Origin of the sequence: Spirosoma aureum, assembly GCF_011604685.1 — a bacterium.
Lineage (GTDB): Bacteria > Bacteroidota > Bacteroidia > Cytophagales > Spirosomataceae > Spirosoma > Spirosoma aureum.
Genome location: NZ_CP050063.1, coordinates 6504713 through 6524012 on the forward strand (window position 1 = coordinate 6504713; position 19300 = coordinate 6524012).

The window sequence follows — 19300 nt, forward strand, 5'->3', positions numbered from 1 at the left end:
TGCTATTTCTGTGCTTCTTCTTCACCTTCGGCCATTACACCTTCAATGTCTTCACAATGCCACATCCGCGACCGCCGGAAGGTGGGCCGCTGCGTTGGTGTTCCGGTAGCTTTGGCTGCTAAAGTCTTCTGGATCAACCGGGCACGTTCGGCCTGCATCGCTTCCCGTTTGGCGTCTTCATCTTTGAGGCTGAAGTAAATAGCTCCTTCGATCATCGTAAATTCGGGCCGGGCATAAATAGACAGCGGATGTGCGTTCCAGAGTACCAGGTCAGCATCTTTACCGACTTTAATACTGCCCATCCGGTTATCCAGGTGAAGGAGTTTCGCCGGGTTTAGCGTCACCATTTTCCAGGCATCTTCTTCAGAAACACCACCGTATTCAACTGTTTTGGCCGCTTCCTGATTCAATCGACGGGCCATTTCGGCATCATCCGAGTTGATTGATACCGTAACTCCCTGACGGTGCATGAGGGCCGCATTGTACGGAATAGCATCGTGAACTTCCATTTTGTAGGCCCACCAGTCAGCAAATGAAGAACCGCCAACACCATGTTTCGCCATTTTGTCTGCCAGTTTATACCCTTCCAGAATGTGCGTAAACGTATTGACTTTGAAGCCCAGCGAGTCGGCCACTTTCAACAGCATATTAATTTCCGACTGCACGTAAGAGTGGCAGGTGATAAATCGCTTAGCCGACAGAATTTCAGCCAGTGCATCCAGTTCGATGTCACGGCGGGGAGGAATCGCGGCTGCTTTTTCTTTGGCTCCCAGTTTAGTATAGGCGGCCCATTCTTTGGCATATTCTTTCGCCCGCGTGAAGTGATCCATATAGACCTGCTCCACTCCCATCCGCGATTGCGGGAAACGGACGCCCGAACTTGGGTTATTGGATTGTTTAACGTTTTCACCCAGGGCAAACTTGATGAAGCCGTCGGCACCTTTTATCAGCATACTCTCCGGCGACTCACCCCACTTTAACTTGACAATGGCCGACTGACCACCGATGGAGTTCGCGGACCCGTGCAGTAATTGGGACGTCGTAACACCACCGGCCAGCTGCCGATAAATGTTTACATCGTCTGGGTTGATAACATCGGCCATGCGCACTTCGGCCGAACTCGATTGCCCGCCTTCATTGATTGTCAATAGGGCAATGTGTGAATGCTCGTCAATGATTCCGTTGGTGAGGTGCTTACCGGTTCCATCGAATACTTTGATATCGGCCGGAACGGGCAGGTTTTTACCAACCTTAGAAATTTTACCATCCGTTACAAAAACATCGGCATTGGTCAGCACACCATCTTTTTCGTTGGTCCAGACCGTTGCATTACGAATCATGACCGTCTCCGATTTGGGTTTCTGCAAATTGCCCATACCCACAAACGGATAAATCACCGCTGTCGACGAAGTGGCCGATGTGGATCGTGCGGCCGTTACTGCACTTGCCGATTGTGGCGTATCGGTCCCTTTCGTTGCCGACCAGGTTATCCGTTTACCATCGGGAGTTTCTCCATCACCTTTGAGCGTGGTCGGCGACGTGCGATAACCTGTCAGCCGGGTTGTGCCCGAGCCGGGACGCCGATCCAACTGGGTCTGAATCGAAATAATATCGCCACTAACGGCTACTTTGGGAGTAATTTTAGTTGTATCGACCTGAATCTGATACTCTGGCTTATCGGCCGATTTTCCGGTTATCGTCAGTTTGATGTTGCTTCGATCACCTACAGTCAGTTGCCAGATCCCGCGCAAATCAGCCGCGTCTTTCTGATTAATGATGTATTGTTTGCCACTGATCCAGTTTTCATAGATTACATTGTCGGCGCTAAACAGGTTGCCCGATGTAATAATGAAGTTGGCCACCTTTCCTTTCTGCAGGCTTCCGACCTGGTCTTCGGCTTTCATGAGTCGGGCCGGAGCGGTGGTCAGGGCTTCCAGCGCTTTTTGCTCCGATAGTCCATTCTCGATGGCCTTACGCAGATTAGCCCAAAACTCGGTTTTGGTTCTCAGTCCGGCCGTTGTCAACGCAAACGGGATGTTGGCCCCAGCAAGTCGTCCGGCATTCATTGGGGCCATTTCCCAGTGTTTAAGCTCCGAAAAAGCCACATTGTCGGCATCCCAGGTGTCCTCAACATCGTACGGTTGGGGAAAATTAACCGGTACGATCAGCGAAGCGCCCGTCGCTTTAATTTCGTCAAGACGCTGGTATTCATCCCCCGATCCTTTGATAATGTATTGAACACCAAACTCATCGCCCACCTTATCGGCTCGAAGAATGCCTAGTTTGTCGCCAGCATCAAAAATGGCGGGTAACGACTGGTTACGATTTAGGGCATCGAGCGACAGATTGGACTGTTCTTTACTACCACCCCGTTTATACCAGTCGGCATCATACATCGCCTGCCGCAGCAGTGCCACGACACCCATCATGGAGTTCGGATAATTTTGCCGTGATGTTCCTTTGTTAAAAGAATAATGCGCCGTTGCGGTAGACTTCAGTACGAGCGTATTTTCACGCTCATCGGCCAGTGTCACTAAAGCACCCGTACCCCGTACAATACCATCATGAGGATGCGTCAATACGGCACCGAAGCCCAGTTTTCGGAGTTCATCCGCTTTGGCGGGTGTTGCCTTAAATAATAAACTCGCATTATTCTCGGGCTGAACCGCCTGGTTCCAGTAATAAGCTCCTTTTTTGTTTGATTCTAATTGAGGAACACCTCCACGACCACCGGGCCCCGTGGCGGGCGGCAATTCGGGCATTCCATAGTCGGAGTCGATGTCAATAAGAGCCGGGTAAATACGCTTACCTTTCAAATCGGCAACAACCGTTCCGGCAGGTAAGCTAACGTTACTGCCAACCGCTTCAACGCGACCATCGCGAATCAGAAGCGTAGCATTTTGCAGTGTCGTTTGTGGATCAACAACGATGGTGGCATTGGTGAACGCATACAGTCCTGGCCGTTCATCGTAGACACCGTTGCGGGGGAAGGTCGTCTGAGCCACAGCAGAATAGGCCAGACCAGCCGCAAAAAGTGCCGTCAGGAAATGTCTTCTCATGAAAGTGATTGATTGGTTGATGATTGGGGTTAACTGCCAAAAATACAGAATTAAACGTGCCTTCGATCAGTTTATCCAAAGAAGATTTTGTCAAACCTGTAAAACTTAGATAGCTTATAGTTAAAATAAAAATTGTTATTTTGAGGACGAAATCATCCCTATTCAGAACTATGCGCTTATTCGTTTTACTCACTTTTCTTAGTGTAAAAACTGCTGCTTTCGCCCAGGAGCAGGAGCAGTTCATGACCCAAACCACCCGCGATCGAATCAATTATACGACCGTTACGATTCCCATCACGAATTCCCTGTTCACGATCAAAGGCCCAGCCGGTAAATTACTGGGTGACCCTTACCTCGATACCACCTGGCAGGCAGGTAATGTAAAATTTTATAATCGGCTGGGTGTATCCTTGACGAATGACTCGTTAGCCGGTGTTCCGGTCCGGCTGGATCTGAGCACCAATGAGGTAGAGATACGAGCTGGAGCAAAAGACATTCGGGCCGTCAAAGCCACTGCTGTTCGCTACATCGTTATGAATACCGCAACGGGTTCGCCCAGCCGATTCATCAATGTCATGGAGTATAAAGGAGATGCCGAAAATCTGACGGGTTTTTTCGAGCAGATCACAGCCGGTAAATTACAGCTTCTCCAGCATCCGTCGGTATATATCCGGCGAGCCAATTATAACGTGGCCATGAATACAGGCACCAAGGATGATGAGCTGATAAAAAAAATGGACTGGTATATTGCCCAGAATACGAAAGCGGCCAAATTCTCGCCCGGCAAAAAAGCGCTTCTTGACGTAATGGCGGATAAAAAAGACCAGATAGAAGCCTTCCTAAAAAAAGAAAAACCTGATCTGAAAACCCGATCAGGGATGGCGGCTTTAGTAACCTATTATAACAGCCTATAATCCAATAACCGTTGCAGCAGGGCTTTAAATTGACGGATACCCGATGCGCCAAACTACCTGGTGATGCCTTGCAACATTCAGGTAATTTTTCGCGTTTGGATGAACAGGACGTCGACTCAACGACTCCAAGCTGCTATAAGTCAGTGTCTTTCTTAGCTAATTATCTTGTTCGGCATAGCCTTATTATCCCAGGCTTAGTACTTAGCCTGCTGATCATCGGTGTATCGGGAGCTAATTGTTATGCCGCCCAGGGACTCTTATCGGATACAACAGGCATAGACGAAATCAGACCGGCAACTCATCTTCAGGACATTGCCGATGTTTTCAAGCACTGGTTCCCGCGTTTACCGATCACTCCCCATGACTCGTCATCGTTGCAGGAGGGGAAGCATTTTGTGCTGATCATTCCACAAATCGGCTATACCCTTCAGACGAGAGGACTGGTAGCTGTGGTGGTTAACGCAGCTTTCCGAAAACCTCGTGCCAACATGTCATCCATGACGGTCAATCTATCCTATACGCAAAACAATCAGGTCATTCTGATGGCCAATTCAGCGATATGGAGTGCCGATAACCATTTCCTGTGGACCAATGACTGGCGATTGATGCATTACCCTCAGGCGACTTACGGATTAGGCATGTTCACCTCCACGGATCGGGTAATCAATATGGACTACGCCTACAATCGACTTTATCAGAGTCTATTACGACGGCTTGCCGAAAATTTTTATGCCGGAGTTGGCTACAATCTGGACCTCCACTGGAATATCGACAGCTATAATAGTCGCCGGGAAGTTACGCGCATTTCGCGGTATCCGTTTGGCGTTGTTGGCCGGTCCATATCGTCAGGGCCAACCCTGCATCTCTTATACGACAACCGGCACAACGCCATTAACCCGAGTGGTGGCTTGTATGTCAATGCTGTTTTCCGGGCTAATATGAGTGCCCTGGGCAGCGATGAGACCTATCAATCATTATTAGTTGAGGCCCGTAAATACGTTCATCTGCCATCGAGGTCAGATAATATTCTAGCTTTCTGGTCCTATAATGCACTGACGCTGGATGGTGATCCTCCATTTCTGGATTTGCCCAGCACAGGTTGGGATAATAGTGGCAATGTGGGGCGGGGATTTATTCAGGGCCGTTTTCGGGGCAAGAAACTGCTTTATGCCGAAAGTGAATATCGGTTTCACATAACGAATGACCGACTGTTGGGCGGTGTTGTCTTTGCCAATGCGCAAACCGTAACGGAGCAGACCAGTGGGCAGTTCGAAAAAATTGTTCCGGCCGTAGGCGCGGGGTTGCGCCTGAAAATGAACAAGATATCCCGTACAAACCTTTCCGTCGACTACGGCTTCGGCTTCGATGGTTCCAGTGGGTTATTTTTCAACTTAGGAGAGGTCTTCTGATAGCTGATTACTGGAGCGATGGAATATGTTTTGGCTCTCCGCAAATCAACATGTTGATGTAAATGCCCGGTAACGCATACCTCACATGTGGACTCATCAATTTCTACGTACTTTCCTGTCCATAAATTCGGAAAAATGACTCCCGTATAGTTACAATTTGACTTTTAGGAGGATAAATTGCGACTTTGTTTACTTTCACCCCTAGGCCCCTCCATAACTTAATTTTCCTGGTGAAACCTTTACTCCTTTCCTTGATCATCTTTTTTCTGATGGGCTTTTCGTCGCTACATGCCCAGAAGAAAAACGAATCCTACCAACTGCACATCAGCCGGGCTACGTCTTCTATTGTCGTCGATGGAGTAGTTGATGAACTGGCCTGGCAGGCAGCCGAAGTAGCCACCGATTTCTGGATGGTCCTCCCGATGGATACGAGTCGCTGTAAAGTTCGCACGGATGTTCGGATGACTTATGATGCCCAAAATGTTTACCTGAGCGCTGTTTGCTATCACGGTAACATCGAAGGTCCTTACATTGTCGAATCGCTCCGGCGCGACTGGGCCTTTGCCAAGAATGACAATTTTATCTTCTTCATGGATACCTTCGATGATCAGACCAATGGCTTTACATTCGGGACTAACGCAGCCGGAGCCCAATGGGATGGTTTATTGTATGAAGGCGGTAAAGCGAATCTGAGTTGGGATAACAAATGGACATCAGTGGTACGAAACTACCCTGACCGTTACGTACTCGAACTGGCAATACCGTTCAAAACGATTCGGTATAAACGGGGAATTTCTCGCTGGGGAATCAACTTCAGCAGACAGGATTTGAAAACGACCGAAAAATCATCCTGGACGCCCATCCAGCGTCAGTTCCCGACGGCATCTCTGGCTTTAACCGGCGTTTTAGTATGGGATCAGCCACCACCACAGCCCGGACCCAATATTTCAATCATTCCGTATGCCTTAACCGGATTGACACGAAACTATGAGGAAAATACACCGACGCATAGTCGCTTTGATGCGGGTCTCGATGCGAAGGTGGCCGTTACCTCATCGCTGAATCTGGACCTGACGGTTAACCCCGATTTTTCGCAGGTCGATGTTGACCAGCAGGTTACGAACCTCGACCGGTATGAACTATTCTTCCCCGAAAAGCGTCAGTTCTTCCTGGAAAATGGCGATCAGTTTACCAACTTTGGCTATTCAACAATCCGCCCTTTTTTCAGTCGCCGGATCGGCCTTGGTGGGGTTCCCATTCGGTTTGGCGCCCGATTGAGCGGCAAACTCAATAAAGACTGGCGAATCGGGCTGATGGATATGCAGACGGGCCGGGTCGATGAAACGGGGTTACCTTCTCAGAACTTTGCCGTAATTGCCCTCCAGCGACGCATTTTTGCCCGCTCCAACATAGGGCTTATGTTCGTTAACAAAGAGTCGCTAGCCCATACACCAGTCACTGATAAGCCTACTTACACCCGCTTTAACCGCAATATTGGCCTGGAGTACAATCTGGCGTCGGCAAATAACTTCTGGTCGGGCAAAGCACTGTATGTCAAATCGTTCAGTCCAGAAACCAATGATCCTGAACAATCAGGTAACGATGCCGTTTATGCGGCCAACCTGCAATACAATACGCGCCGTTGGCTCATTGGCGGGCAGGTAGAATCTGTGGGCAAGAACTACACCGCCGAAGCGGGCTATGTGCCTCGCCGGGGTTATGAGCGTTTAATGGGAACGATTGGCTACACATTCCTGCCAACTAGGAGTGGTGTACTTAGTCATGGCCCAACGCTAACATCGACTTATTTTTTCGACCCGGCCGGGCGACAGAGCGATAACGAAAATTATTTGAGTTATATAGTAACCTTCCGTAGCAAAAGTGTTTTTACTGGCTGGATTGCAACCGATTATGTCCGTTTATTGCAGCCCTTCGATCCGACAAATTCAGGACAGCAAACGCTATCGACCGGAACCGAACATTACTGGACAGCCTGGGGAACTCAGTTTGTGTCGAAACCACAAAGTGTATTCACCTACGGGTTTTCGTCACGCTACGGTGGTTATTATGCCGATGGAACCCGGCTGAATCTGACTGCTGACATAGGCTATCGGTTTCAACCGTACGTCAGTCTGGCGGCAAGTGCGAATTACAACGACATTCGCCTGCCTCAGCCCTGGGGTCATACTACCTTCTGGCTTGTTGGCCCCCGTTTCGACCTGACGCTCACTAACAAGCTCTACTTAACCACATTTGTGCAATACAACGAACAGCAAAAAAACATGAACGTCAATGCACGCGTTCAATGGCGTTACAAGCCCGCATCCGATTTTTTCCTGGTTTATACCGACAATTATTTACCCAATTCGGCGCAGATCGGACAGGATGTACCGGGCTTTCTTTCGGTTAAGAACCGGGCTCTGGTTCTCAAATGGACCTATTGGTGGAACCTCTGATTTACAGGCTTTAAAACAAAGTGTTTAAATGCCGGTTATTTGAGCAATCACCTAAAACAGGGTGATCAGTTTACTACACAAAACCAATCAACGTTTATGAAAACTTTGCTGCGTTTTTTTCCGATTGCCCTGGTGGCTCTGTTTATGACCCTGTTTCTGACTAGCTGCGAAGCGATCGGTGATATTTTCAAAACCGGTGTCTGGACGGGCGTGATATTAGTTATTGCCGGTATCGGTCTCGTTATCTGGCTGGTCTCGAGGTTATTTGGCGGAGGCCGATCCTGATCGCTTCCGTTAACAAACATAAAAGCCGACTCCAGCACTGAAGTCGGCTTTTTCTTTATGGAACCTTATGTAATCTAGGCCACCAGTTCCAGCAACCGATCTCGCTGAAGCACGGCTTTCTGGCGTTCGCTCAGATCATCGGATGCTTTCATCAAGGGCAACCGGACTTCGGCTGAAATTAAACCCATAATCTCCAGAATATTCTTGACACCAACTGGGTTACCCTCTTCGTAAAGCAGTGGATCGATTCGCAGAAAATGGCCAAGTTCTTTTTGAGCAAACGCAAAATCGCCCTGCAAAGCCGCGTCGATCATAGCCGTAAATTTGGCCGGTAATGCATTGGCAATAACCGACATAACACCCACGCCACCGATGCTGATAATGGGAACGGCCTGCACATCATCGCCCGAAATAAGCAGAAAATCATCGGGTTTGTCGCGGGCAATTTCCATACATTGTTCAATGACACATGATGCTTCTTTAACCCCGATAATGTTCGGGTGCTGGGCCAGTTCGCAGATTGTTTCTGCACTCATATTGATGCCCGTCCGGAACGGAATATTATACAGGATAACCGGAACCGGACTAGCATCGGCAACGCGCGTAAAGTGCTCAATAACACCGCGTTTGCCGGGTTTGTTATAGTATGGGCAAACCGACAGAATCGCGTCAACGCCCTCAAAATCAATATCCTTCATTCCCGAAACAACATCGGCTGTCACGTTGCCGCCGACCCCAAATACTATCGGAAGGTTTTTCGCATTATTTTCCTTGAGATACTGCAACAACTGTTTCTTTTCCTGTTTAGTCACCGTTGGCGATTCGCCGGTAGTGCCCTGCAGGACGATGTAACGGACACCCCCATCGGAAATGTGCCGGATGATGCGGCCGAAGCCGTCGAAATCGACTGAATAGTCAGCGTTGAAGGGTGTCACAATGGCGACGCCGACGCCGTGGAATTTAGTGTCCATTATCGGAAACAGAAGTTTATTACCACAAAGTTACGGGAAATTGTACGGCAGTCCCGCGATTATTCTCCTAAATTGAATCAGAAGTTCGTTGGGATGAAATAAGCAGGACTTTTGAGTTCAAATACTTCATCGTGAATAGACGCAACAAAAAGTCCTGCATCCATGGCTTTATCTTTTACCTCTTTAGCCCCCTGCACGCAGGCTAAAATACCATATAATTTTTTACGGGCATATTCGGGGTGAAACCGCCGAAAACGATCCAGGTTTTTAAGCAACTGCTCAATATCACGTTCTTTCAGATGGCTTTTGACCTCCACTAAAACAACGGTATTGACATCTCCATTAGCGATACCTAACACATCAACCTCCAGCGAATCAGACCCATATTCCGTTTTATAATTGGTGGTAATGGTTGTTATTCCGAACTGTTTTCGAAGCACTTTTTCCATTGATGGAAACGCCATACCTTCCGTAAACGAACCAAACTTGTTCCCTAAATCGCCAATCATTTTGGCATTATGCCTCGTTATTCGATCTGTTTCTTTCTGATTTTCTGCCACTTCGCGTAGAATCTGGCGAATATCCTCAAAATTAGTTGTTGTTTCCATAGCTTATAGTTCGGTGGGTTTATTAGTTTCAGGGCTTTCAGTTTGAGGTTCGATTCCTTGTAAAAGACCTGCATCTACAAAAGTAATAAATTCATTATCAATGGCATTTATACTGTCAGCATCGCCAGAAACTCATCTTCACTAATCATGGGTACGTTGAGTTTTTGCGCCTTCTCCACTTTCGACGGCCCGGCATTCTCGCCAACGATGAGATAATTGAGCTTTTTGGAAATACCACTAAGCACTTTCCCACCATTGGCTGCAATTCGGGATTCAAGGTCTTCCCGGCTGAAGTTAGCAAATGTGCCAGTATACAGAAATGTCTTCCCTTCCAGCGTGTCGCCTTCACGCTCGACCTCTTTTTTCTCACCAGCCAATTGCAAACCTGCCGCCCGTAATCGATTGACAAAGCCCTGATTCCCGACGTTGGCAAACCACTCGACAACGCTCTCGGCAATGCGTGGACCCATATCCGGAACGGCCAGCAGGGCTTCCTGGCTCGCGTTCATAATGGCATCCATCGAGCCGAAATAATCGGCTAGCCTCTCTGCTGTTGTATTCCCCACATAGCGAATTCCCAAGGCAAACAGCACATTCCTGAATGGCTGCGCTTTTGAGCGTTCAATAGCTGTCAGAATATTCTCAACGGTCTTTTCCCGGAAACTAACGACCCGGCGCTTACCGGTTTCCTCATCTTCGAACACTTTTTCAATACCCAGTAAATCAGCAGAGGTCAGTGCGTATAGGTCAGCGGGTGTTTGTACCAGTCCACGATCGATAAGTAATTCGATTTTCCCTTCGCCGAGACTTTCAATATTCATGGCCCGACGCTGGATAAAGTGCTCAAATCGAGCCTGACGCTGCGGAGGACACCCCTGTTCATTGGGGCAATAAAAATTGGCTTCACCCTCTTTCCGAACCAACGGTGTGTTGCAGGCCGGACAGGTAGTCGGGTAAACAATAGGGTGGCTTTGATCGGTACGCCGATTTAGGTCAACACCCGTAATTTTTGGAATGATTTCGCCCCCCTTTTCTACAAAAACGGTATCGTTCAACATGACGCCTAACCGCTCGATTTCGTTGGCGTTATGCAGGGATGCCCGTTTCACAATGGTTCCGGCCAGCAATACAGGGGTTAACAGCGCAACGGGCGTAACGGCTCCCGTTCGACCCACCTGATACCGGATACCATTTAGTACGGTACTGGCCGCTAAAGCTTTGTATTTAAAGGCAATAGCCCAGCGTGGACTTTTGGCCGTAAAGCCCAGTTCCTGCTGCTGATCATATCGGTTTACTTTGATAACGATCCCATCAGTACCCAATGGCAGGTCGAACCGTTTGGTTTCCCATTCATTGATATAGAGCATAACCTCTTTAATATCGGCACACTTTCTCCAGGTCTGGGAAACATTGAATCCCCAATTTTTCATGGCAATCAGGCTTTCCTCATGCGTTCTGAATACGTCCGAGTCCGATAGAAAAGAATACAGGTAACAGTCCAGTCGCCGTTTGGCCACAGCTGCTGAATCCTGCTGTTTAAACGTACCTGAGGCTGCATTTCGGGGGTTGGCCAGCAACGGTTCCCCAATGTCTTCGCGCTCTTTATTGATCCGCTCAAACTCAGCCAGTGGCAAAAAACCTTCTCCCCGAACTTCAAATAAAGCCGGAGGTACTGGATGGTCAGCATCCACCCTCCCCTGCCCTTCACCCCCTCCTCGTGGCACGCGCAGGGGTACGGTTCGGATGGTGCGAATGTTATTGGTAATATCATCACCCCGAACTCCATCGCCCCGCGTTGCGCCCTGCACTAAAACTCCATTCTCATAGGTCATACTTAGGGCCACACCGTCAAATTTCAGTTCGCAGACATAGTCGTACTCTCGCCCATTCAGGCCTTTCCGAATGCGATTATCGAATTCAACAAGATCTTCTTCCGAATAGGTGTTCCCCAGCGAAAGCATTGGAAACCGATGATAAACCGTCGAAAACTCCTTGCTTATGGTTCCACCAACGCGGGCGGTTGGCGAATCTGGCCGACGGTATTCGGGGTACTGGGTCTCCAGAGCAGCTAATTCGGCCAGCAATTGATCGAACGTAAAATCGTCTACTGCAGAAACGCTATTCTGGTAGTATTGATGGTTATAATAGTTCAGACGGTCAGTTAATTCAGCAATATGCTCCTGGGGTGTCATACGATACGTTATAATTGACGATTAATCCAATTTGGCAAAGAAGGTAATTTGGCAATAGATGTAACTGGGTTATCCGGATAATTTGTTCTTTGCGACTGAGCAGGCTCAATTAGCCAAATTCTCTACGGATACAACTACTCAACTGCTAAATTATCCTAATAAACGAACACCCAATATTGGGTTTGTTTCCTTGTTCAAGCAAAAAAACTTAGTTTTACAGGATAAAAAAGTAAGCCGTTTACGAAAACCGTTGAATAAGCCTTTCTTTTCAAACGATTGGTTTTCTATTGTTCCCGGACAACTATGAATAAGCCTTTCATTGCACCTTCGCTACTAGCCGCCGACTTTGCTAATTTGCAAAGGGACCTCGAACTAATAAATCGCAGCGAAGCCGATTATTTACATTTCGATGTAATGGACGGTGTGTTTGTTCCGAATATCTCGTTTGGCTTTCCGATTCTGGAGGCTGTTCGCAGGCACTGCCAGAAGCCACTGGATGTACACCTAATGATTACTCAACCCGATCGTTACATTGATGCTTTTGCGGAAGGGGGTGCATCGGTGATTCATGTCCATTACGAAGCCTGTACCCACCTTCACCGGACACTTACACATATCCGGCAGATGGGGTGTCGGGCGGGAGTAGCCCTCAATCCACACACACCCGTTGCTGGCCTTGAAGATGTGTTGGAACAAATCGATGTTGTGCTGATCATGTCTGTCAACCCAGGTTTCGGGGGGCAGTCGTTCATCCCCAATACCATCCGAAAAGTAGCAAAACTAAAGCAATTACTTGCTGCAAACCGCTCCTCTGCACTAATTGAAATTGACGGTGGTGTGAGCCAGAAAAATGCGCCGGCTTTACTGGAAGCAGGTGCTGATATACTTGTGGCTGGCAGTTCGGTTTTTGGAGCCCCTGACCCATTAGAGGCCATCAGGACATTAAAAGATGGACATCAACCCATCATAGCCTGATCAACCCAGGCTACCCGTAACACTTAACCGACACGTACCGCACGATTGTACTTATGAAGAAATTATACATGGCCATCTCACTCAGCACCCTGTTGCTGACAATGGCCTGCCGCGAAACTAAAAAATCGCAAACTGAAGCTTCCAATCCCACTGATTCCACAACTGTAGTCGCTCCACCTGCCCCCGACTGGGCCAGAAACGCTACTATTTACGAAGTCAATCCCCGCCAGTTTTCTGCCGCCGGCACATTCAAAGCCATTGAATTACAACTTCCCCGCTTAAAAGAATTAGGTGTCGATATCGTCTGGATGATGCCGATATACCCAATTAGCCAGAAAAACAAAAAAGGCACCCTTGGCAGTCCCTATGCCGTTGCTGATTACAAAGCCGTGAATTCAGAATACGGCTCACTGGCCGATTTTAAATCATTGGTAAAACGTGCTCATGCACTTGGTCTGCGGGTGATCTTAGACTGGGTGCCTAACCATACGGGCTGGGATCATGTCTGGGTGAAAGAACATCCAGACTGGTACACGCTCATAAAGGGAAAAATGACAACACCCGTTGACCCAAAAACCGGAAAAGCAACCGACTGGACCGACGTTGTTGACCTGAATTACGATAATCCGGATATGCGTAAAGGCATGATCGATGCGATGCAGTACTGGATCAAGGAATGTGATATCGATGGATACCGCTGCGATGTGGCCGGTTTTGTACCCGATGATTTCTGGGCTCAGCTTCGCCCGGAACTGGATAAAATCAAGACTGTATTCATGCTGGCTGAATGGGAAGACGATCCGGAACAGTTTAAAAACTGCTTCAACATGAATTACGGCTGGGCTATGTTCGCGATGATGAAAAATATTGCCCAGGGAAAACTTCCGGCTAGCAGTCTTGATACTCTGCGAGCCAGTAACCAAAAGAGATTCCCTGCCTGGTATTATCAGATGCTATTTACGCAGAATCACGACGAAAATACAAATAATGGTACACTGGCAGAATCATTTGGCCCATCGGCGGATGCCTTTATCGTGCTGAGCAGCACTCTGGAGGGAATGCCTTTGGTTTATAATGGAATGGAATCCAATCTAAATAAACGGCTGGCTTTCTTCGAAAAAGACCCCATTTCGTGGGGTACTTATGCCAAGAGTGATTTCTTTAAAACGTTGCTGACCCTTAAACACCGGAACAGAGCTCTCTGGAACGGCACGTCTGGAGGAATGGCCGAGAAAATTGTGACCGATCATGATGAGACCATTTACGCCTTTTCTCGTCAACATGAGAACGACCGGGTAACTGTTTTGATAAATCTGAGCGGCAAACCGCAAACATTCCGCCTGTCAGGACAAGGGTACGAAGGCGTCTATACCGAGGTATTCAGCCGCCAGCCAATGGAGTTGAAACAGGATATGTCCCTTACGCTCAAACCCTGGGATTATAAGGTTTTAACCAATTAAGTTTTCGTAACTTACCACACACAATCTAAATTAGTAATTTCGAGTTAAAGGGTTGATGTTCGTCAGAAATAGACCCTCCGTACGAACGATGTTCTGCTTACCTTTTCATAGTTTATGCGAGTTTGGAGCATCTTATCAGGCTTATTGATAATGATGGCCGGTGCGGTCAGCCCAGCGCAACCGGCCGGGCCTCGTTCGACCGAGCCACAACGACGTACCAACGACCAGCCCGGACCTCAGGGCCAGAACGCAACTCAGGTTCTGTGGGCTAGCCGTGTTGTTGGCTTTTCGTCCGAAAAGAAAGGAGAGACGAGTGGCGAACAATACCGAGCGTCGCAGGCTTTGGGGAAACCCAATAAACTACCCCAACTTGGTGAAAGCCCCTCGGCATGGGCACCTAAGGGTGCCGATGGCACTGCCGATGAGTGGATTCAGGTTGCCTTTGAGAAGCCAAGTACGATCCGGCAAATCGTTATTGGCGAAAATGTGAATCCTGGCGCAGTTGTGCAGGTGCTGATCATTGACAGCCAAAAGAAAGAACATCAGGTTTATAAAAATAACAATCCAGCTCCCCGCCAAGATCCATTACTACGGATTATGCTGAAAGATTCGGCGGTTGTGGGCGATCAGATAAAGGTAGTACTCAATGGTTCTACCGTGCCGGGCATAAACCAGATTGATGCCATCGGTATCTCAGAAGATACGAAACCAATTGCGGTTGGCATAAATGTATCGAAAGATATACCCAAGGAAATAGTAAAGGAAAATCTGGGAAAAACGGTCAATTCGCCAGGGCAGGAAGTTGCTCCCGTCATTGCACCCGATGGCCGGACACTTTATTTTACCCGAAATTTCAATAAAGCCAATATGGGCGGGTCCGACCGGCAAGACGTGTGGTTCTCCACGCTGGAATCAGGCGCTTCGGGAAATCCACCTGGTTGGAGTGAAGCGGTAAATATTGGTGCTCCCATCAATAATACCGGCGATAATGCCATCAGCGGCCTCTCGCCCGACGGTCGTACGGCCTATCTCATCAATGTATACCGTCCTGATGGAGGGTTGTCGTTCGGTATCTCCAGATCGACAAAAACCCGGCAAGGATGGTCGCAGCCCGTCGAATGTAAAATTGCCAACAACTATAATCTGCACGAAAAAAATCAGCTGGAGTTCTGCGTCTCTCCCGACGGCAAGGCGATCATTCTGGCCGTGCAGCGCAAAGATACCCGTGGAAACCGCGACTTGTACGTTGCGCTGCAACAGGCTGACAAAAACTGGTCGGAACCGGTCTCACTGGGTCCCGTTGTGAACACAGCCGATTTCGAAAGTTCGCCTTTTCTGGCGGTCGATGGGCGTACACTCTATTTTACGTCCGCCGGTCATCCGGGCTATGGCAATGGTGATATTTTTGTAACACGCCGACTCGATGATACGTGGAGCAATTGGAGTGAGCCCGAAAATCTGGGGTCAGGGATCAACACGCCAGAATGGGACGGTTATTTTACCATTCCTGCTTCCGGCGATTTTGCCTATCTGAGTTCAAGGGCGGGTTCTTTGGGCGAAGATGATATTTTTCGGCTTAAACTGTATCCTGCCATCAAGCCCGATCCGGTTGCCATCATATCGGGTCAGGTGCTTGACTCAAAGAGCCGAAAACCAGTAGCTTCGGAAGTAATTTCTGGTCTGGCCGACGAAAACAAAGAAACGGCAAAAGCCGATTATGACCCCGAAACGGGCGAATACAAACTGATTCTGCCCACGCAGAAAATCTATACGATTAAAGCCATCAAAGAAGGTTATTTTCCAACTACTGAAACCCTTGATCTCAGTAAAGACAAGCGATTCCGTGATATCAAACGGAATCTGATACTGGTTAAGATTGAGGCTGGCCAGAAAATAACCATGCGCGAGGTGCTGTTTGAACAGAGTCAGTTCAACTTATTACCGGGCGCTAACAGTGAGCTGGACCGGATGGCCGCTATGCTGACCACCTACCCAGCGATGGAAATTCTGATCGAAGGGCATACTGACAATCAGGGGGATTGGGAACCAAATATGAAGCTTTCTGCCGACCGGGTCCGGGTTGTTAAAGAATACCTGATAGGCAAAGGAATTGCGGAGGCCCGCATCCAGACGAAGGCCTGGGGACCCAGCAAACCAATAGCCAGCAACGAAACCGAAGAGAAGCGCAAACAGAACCGGCGAGTAGAATTCACGATTCTCAAGCTGTGAGAACTGGGATTTTGCGCTAGTTTTGCCGCAATGTTCACCCCATCATCGCGTACAACGCTAGTTTTACTGAGTGCCCTGCTTATACTGGCATTGGCACTTCGTTTATACCGTGTCGGTACATACGGTATTTATTTCGACGAAAAATCGACGCTGCTCATTAGCCAGGGCGTTTGCCTTGAAGGCTTCAATCAGAAGGATGTTTTCAGCAAAACGTATTTCACTCCGGCCGAATTCTGGAAACCGAAGACTTTCAATGACTTCATCGAAGCCAACATCCGGGGCGATATTGGCAATAGCCCTGCCTATTATGGTGTGCTCTGGCTCTGGATGGAAGTGTTTGGGTTGAGTGATACTTCCCTGAGAATGCCTTCCGTCATCTTCAGCACCCTGATCGTCTGGCTTCTCTTTGTGTTTGTCCGACGGCACTTCCGGTCGGACTCACTGGCGCTTATTAGTGCCGGCATTGCAGCCATTGAGCCGTTTTTTGTTGCCTACAGCCACATTGCCCGTAACTATTCCATGACGTTTTTCCTGACGTTACTGGGTACTCACCTGTTCCTGCTGATCATGGAGCGGGTACGTTCGAGCCCCCCAGCTGGCAGCAAAACGCCATCGTTATCCGTCCTCTATCTTGCTTACGGACTGGTATTCGTAACATCGGTTCTATCCCATTATTTAACCGTGACGGTCTTTCTCTGCCACGGCCTATACGCACTTTTATATCTGCGCAATTCACGAGCCTGGATAACATTGGGGCTAACCAGCGCGATTGGATTAGGCCTGGTTTCACTTTGGTTTATTTACGGTGGCGGAAAATACACATTCTTCACCCTGAACTATCAGGCCAGTTTCTACAAGAACATTGCCCTCACGAATCCGTATAAATCTGGCTTCGGGATTATTCTGCCCGCTACGATTCCTAACATTGCCGTTCGGGCTGTACCTATTTTTTCCGATCTGTTTATCATTACCAATGGCATGGTTGCCGTTCTGGTCAGTATTCGAAATTCGATACTGGCGCTAGGGTTAGGAGCGGTTTCAACGGTTATTATTCACCGGTACATAACGGTATCGAAGCCGCCGGTCTGGGTATATGCTGTGGTTCCGTTCCTGTTTCTGGTGGGCCTTCCATTCTATTCCGTCGAACCGCTTCGCCTGCTCGTACTGTCAGCTGTTGTGCCGTTCGTATACTTAATTGGCCGGTATGTTGTAGATCGTACGAATGCCGACCAGAAACGGCTGGTTGTGATTTTACTGCTGCTGGCTTTTGTGCCTACCTTATTTCTGTTGTTTATGGCCTGGCGATCAGGGCATACGTTCGGTATTACGCAGCGTTACTCTGGATTTTCGTTCCCTTACGTTTGTATTCTGATAGCGATGGGCCTGCGCCAGCTAGTCACGCTCCGTTGGTGGTTTAGCCTGCCGATTGCCATTGCGTTGCTCATCCAGACAGGCAATATCGTTCAGCTTCTGGTCGATATTTACGCCGACGAAGCGCCTAAATACACGTATTTTGACAAAGCCCGTATTCCTAATCCTTATTGGTCATCGGCTCAAAAACTAAAAGAGTTGTATACACCAGGCGATACGATTCTGTATCCGAATAAAAAAAGGCAGATTTTTTCCGAGAAAATGGATCGAACGTACTCGCCCGTAGCCTTGTTAGATGCCCAGTTGGTAAACGTTTATTTACCTAAGGATGCCTCCTATATCCAACGCATCGATCCGAACGATCGTGACCGTATAGTATTAGTTAAGGGGCGTTCTGGCGAAAAAATTACTATTTTTGACTTCAAAGGTTCTACCTATCGCTACGGCGAGTAGGCAAATACCTGAATCAACCGACTACGACATTGACAACAGAAGCCACCGACTTTCAAACGCTTCAGGGCCAGCTTCGGCTAAAAATTCTGAGTCTTTACAACCAGGCTCACGCAGGTCATATTGGCTGTTCATTGAGCTGTGTAGACCTGATGATTGCCGCATTAATCATGCGTAAACGCCAACAGGACTCGTTTCTGCTTTCGAAAGGCCATGCCGCAGCCTCGCTTTATGCCTGTCTGAACCACCTCGGCGAGATTTCCGACGAGGTTCTGGCAACTTATTACAAAAACGGGACAACGCTCCCTGCTCACCCGGCTCCTAATAAACACGATGGAATTCCGTTCGCAACAGGCTCGCTTGGTCACGGTTTGCCCATTGGGTCGGGCATTGCTCAGGCAAGTAAGTTACTCGGTGAAGATTCGCGGGTGTATGTGCTGATGTCTGATGGTGAAACCAACGAAGGCACAACCTGGGAAGCCGCCCATTTCGCCGTTCAGCGTGGCCTGGATAATCTGGTGGTGCTGATTGACAAAAACGGTTTGCAGGGATTCGACCAAACGGCCAATGTGCTGGGTGATACCGCCGATATCCGTACCTGGGCTGCCATGGGATTTGACACGGTTGAAGTAGATGGTCATGATGTGCAGGCAATCCTGACAACCATCGATCAACTGACCGCTGTTTCAAATGGTAAACCCAAAGTTGTGATTGCCAAAACAGTAAAAGGCAAAGGCGTATCTTACATGGAAAACCGGCTCGAATGGCATTATCTACCCATGACACCTGCTCAGTATGAACAGGCTCATGCAGAAGTTACTGAGCGGTATTTGTCCGTTCAGGTAGCCTGAAGTAGTGGCCGGTTCCGTTGCCGTTGGCTATAAAACTGCGTTTCAATACAACACATCCACCCTTTTGCCG

At 48.5% G+C, this 19300-nt stretch carries 13 protein-coding genes; 9 read left to right on the forward strand and 4 right to left on the reverse strand.

Annotated features, from left to right (window positions below; genetic code table 11):
- Positions 1–2: 2 nt before the first annotated feature.
- On the reverse strand, positions 3–3059 hold the full coding sequence (locus tag G8759_RS25910) for an amidohydrolase family protein (RefSeq protein ID WP_167214831.1): 3057 nt from the start codon (positions 3057–3059) through the stop codon (positions 3–5).
- Between the two features lie 170 nt (positions 3060–3229).
- Here G8759_RS25910 and G8759_RS25915 point away from each other — a divergent pair, with 170 nt between their 5' ends.
- From G8759_RS25915 to G8759_RS25930, 4 genes are all read left to right on the forward strand, one after another.
- The gene (locus tag G8759_RS25915; RefSeq protein WP_167214835.1) at positions 3230–3973 is read left to right on the forward strand and encodes a hypothetical protein; all 744 of its coding nucleotides are present in this window, start codon (positions 3230–3232) and stop codon (positions 3971–3973) included.
- Between the two features lie 143 nt (positions 3974–4116).
- Positions 4117–5382 carry a BamA/TamA family outer membrane protein gene (locus tag G8759_RS25920; RefSeq protein ID WP_232073946.1) on the forward strand — a complete coding sequence of 422 codons (1266 nt, stop codon included), beginning with the start codon at positions 4117–4119 and terminating at the stop codon, positions 5380–5382.
- A gap of 269 nt (positions 5383–5651) precedes the next feature.
- Complete coding sequence (locus G8759_RS25925) at positions 5652–7838, forward strand: carbohydrate binding family 9 domain-containing protein (RefSeq protein ID WP_167219281.1); 2187 nt, start codon at positions 5652–5654, stop codon at positions 7836–7838.
- Between the two features lie 96 nt (positions 7839–7934).
- Positions 7935–8123 (forward strand): hypothetical protein, encoded by a 189-nt coding sequence (locus G8759_RS25930; protein ID WP_162391319.1) that lies wholly within the window; start codon positions 7935–7937, stop codon positions 8121–8123.
- A 74-nt stretch (positions 8124–8197) separates the two neighbouring features.
- Here G8759_RS25930 and dapA read toward each other — a convergent pair whose 3' ends face one another.
- The 3 genes from dapA to ligA all read right to left on the reverse strand — a co-directional run bounded on the left by dapA (position 8198) and on the right by ligA (position 11894).
- Entirely contained in the window at positions 8198–9094 is an 897-nt protein-coding gene (gene dapA, locus G8759_RS25935) for a 4-hydroxy-tetrahydrodipicolinate synthase (protein ID WP_167214838.1), read from the reverse strand.
- Between the two features lie 77 nt (positions 9095–9171).
- Positions 9172–9702: a DUF3782 domain-containing protein gene (locus G8759_RS25940; RefSeq protein WP_167214841.1), complete on the reverse strand. Its 531-nt coding sequence runs from the start codon at positions 9700–9702 to the stop codon at positions 9172–9174.
- Positions 9703–9809: 107 nt separating this feature from the next.
- The gene (gene ligA / locus G8759_RS25945; RefSeq protein WP_167214844.1) at positions 9810–11894 is read right to left on the reverse strand and encodes an NAD-dependent DNA ligase LigA; all 2085 of its coding nucleotides are present in this window, start codon (positions 11892–11894) and stop codon (positions 9810–9812) included.
- Between the two features lie 303 nt (positions 11895–12197).
- On the opposite strand from ligA, the gene rpe reads away from it, so the two are divergent.
- From rpe to G8759_RS25970, 5 genes are all read left to right on the forward strand, one after another.
- Entirely contained in the window at positions 12198–12869 is a 672-nt protein-coding gene (gene rpe / locus G8759_RS25950; protein ID WP_167214847.1) for a ribulose-phosphate 3-epimerase, read from the forward strand.
- A gap of 53 nt (positions 12870–12922) precedes the next feature.
- On the forward strand, positions 12923–14329 hold the full coding sequence (locus G8759_RS25955) for an alpha-amylase family glycosyl hydrolase (protein ID WP_167214850.1): 1407 nt from the start codon (positions 12923–12925) through the stop codon (positions 14327–14329).
- A gap of 114 nt (positions 14330–14443) precedes the next feature.
- Positions 14444–16558 carry an OmpA family protein gene (locus tag G8759_RS25960; RefSeq protein ID WP_167214853.1) on the forward strand — a complete coding sequence of 705 codons (2115 nt, stop codon included), beginning with the start codon at positions 14444–14446 and terminating at the stop codon, positions 16556–16558.
- A 30-nt stretch (positions 16559–16588) separates the two neighbouring features.
- Positions 16589–18382, forward strand: a complete 1794-nt coding sequence (locus G8759_RS25965; protein ID WP_167214855.1) for a glycosyltransferase family 39 protein — start codon at positions 16589–16591, stop codon at positions 18380–18382.
- A 29-nt stretch (positions 18383–18411) separates the two neighbouring features.
- Complete coding sequence (locus G8759_RS25970; protein ID WP_232073947.1) at positions 18412–19230, forward strand: transketolase; 819 nt, start codon at positions 18412–18414, stop codon at positions 19228–19230.
- The last annotated feature ends 70 nt before the right edge of the window (positions 19231–19300 follow it).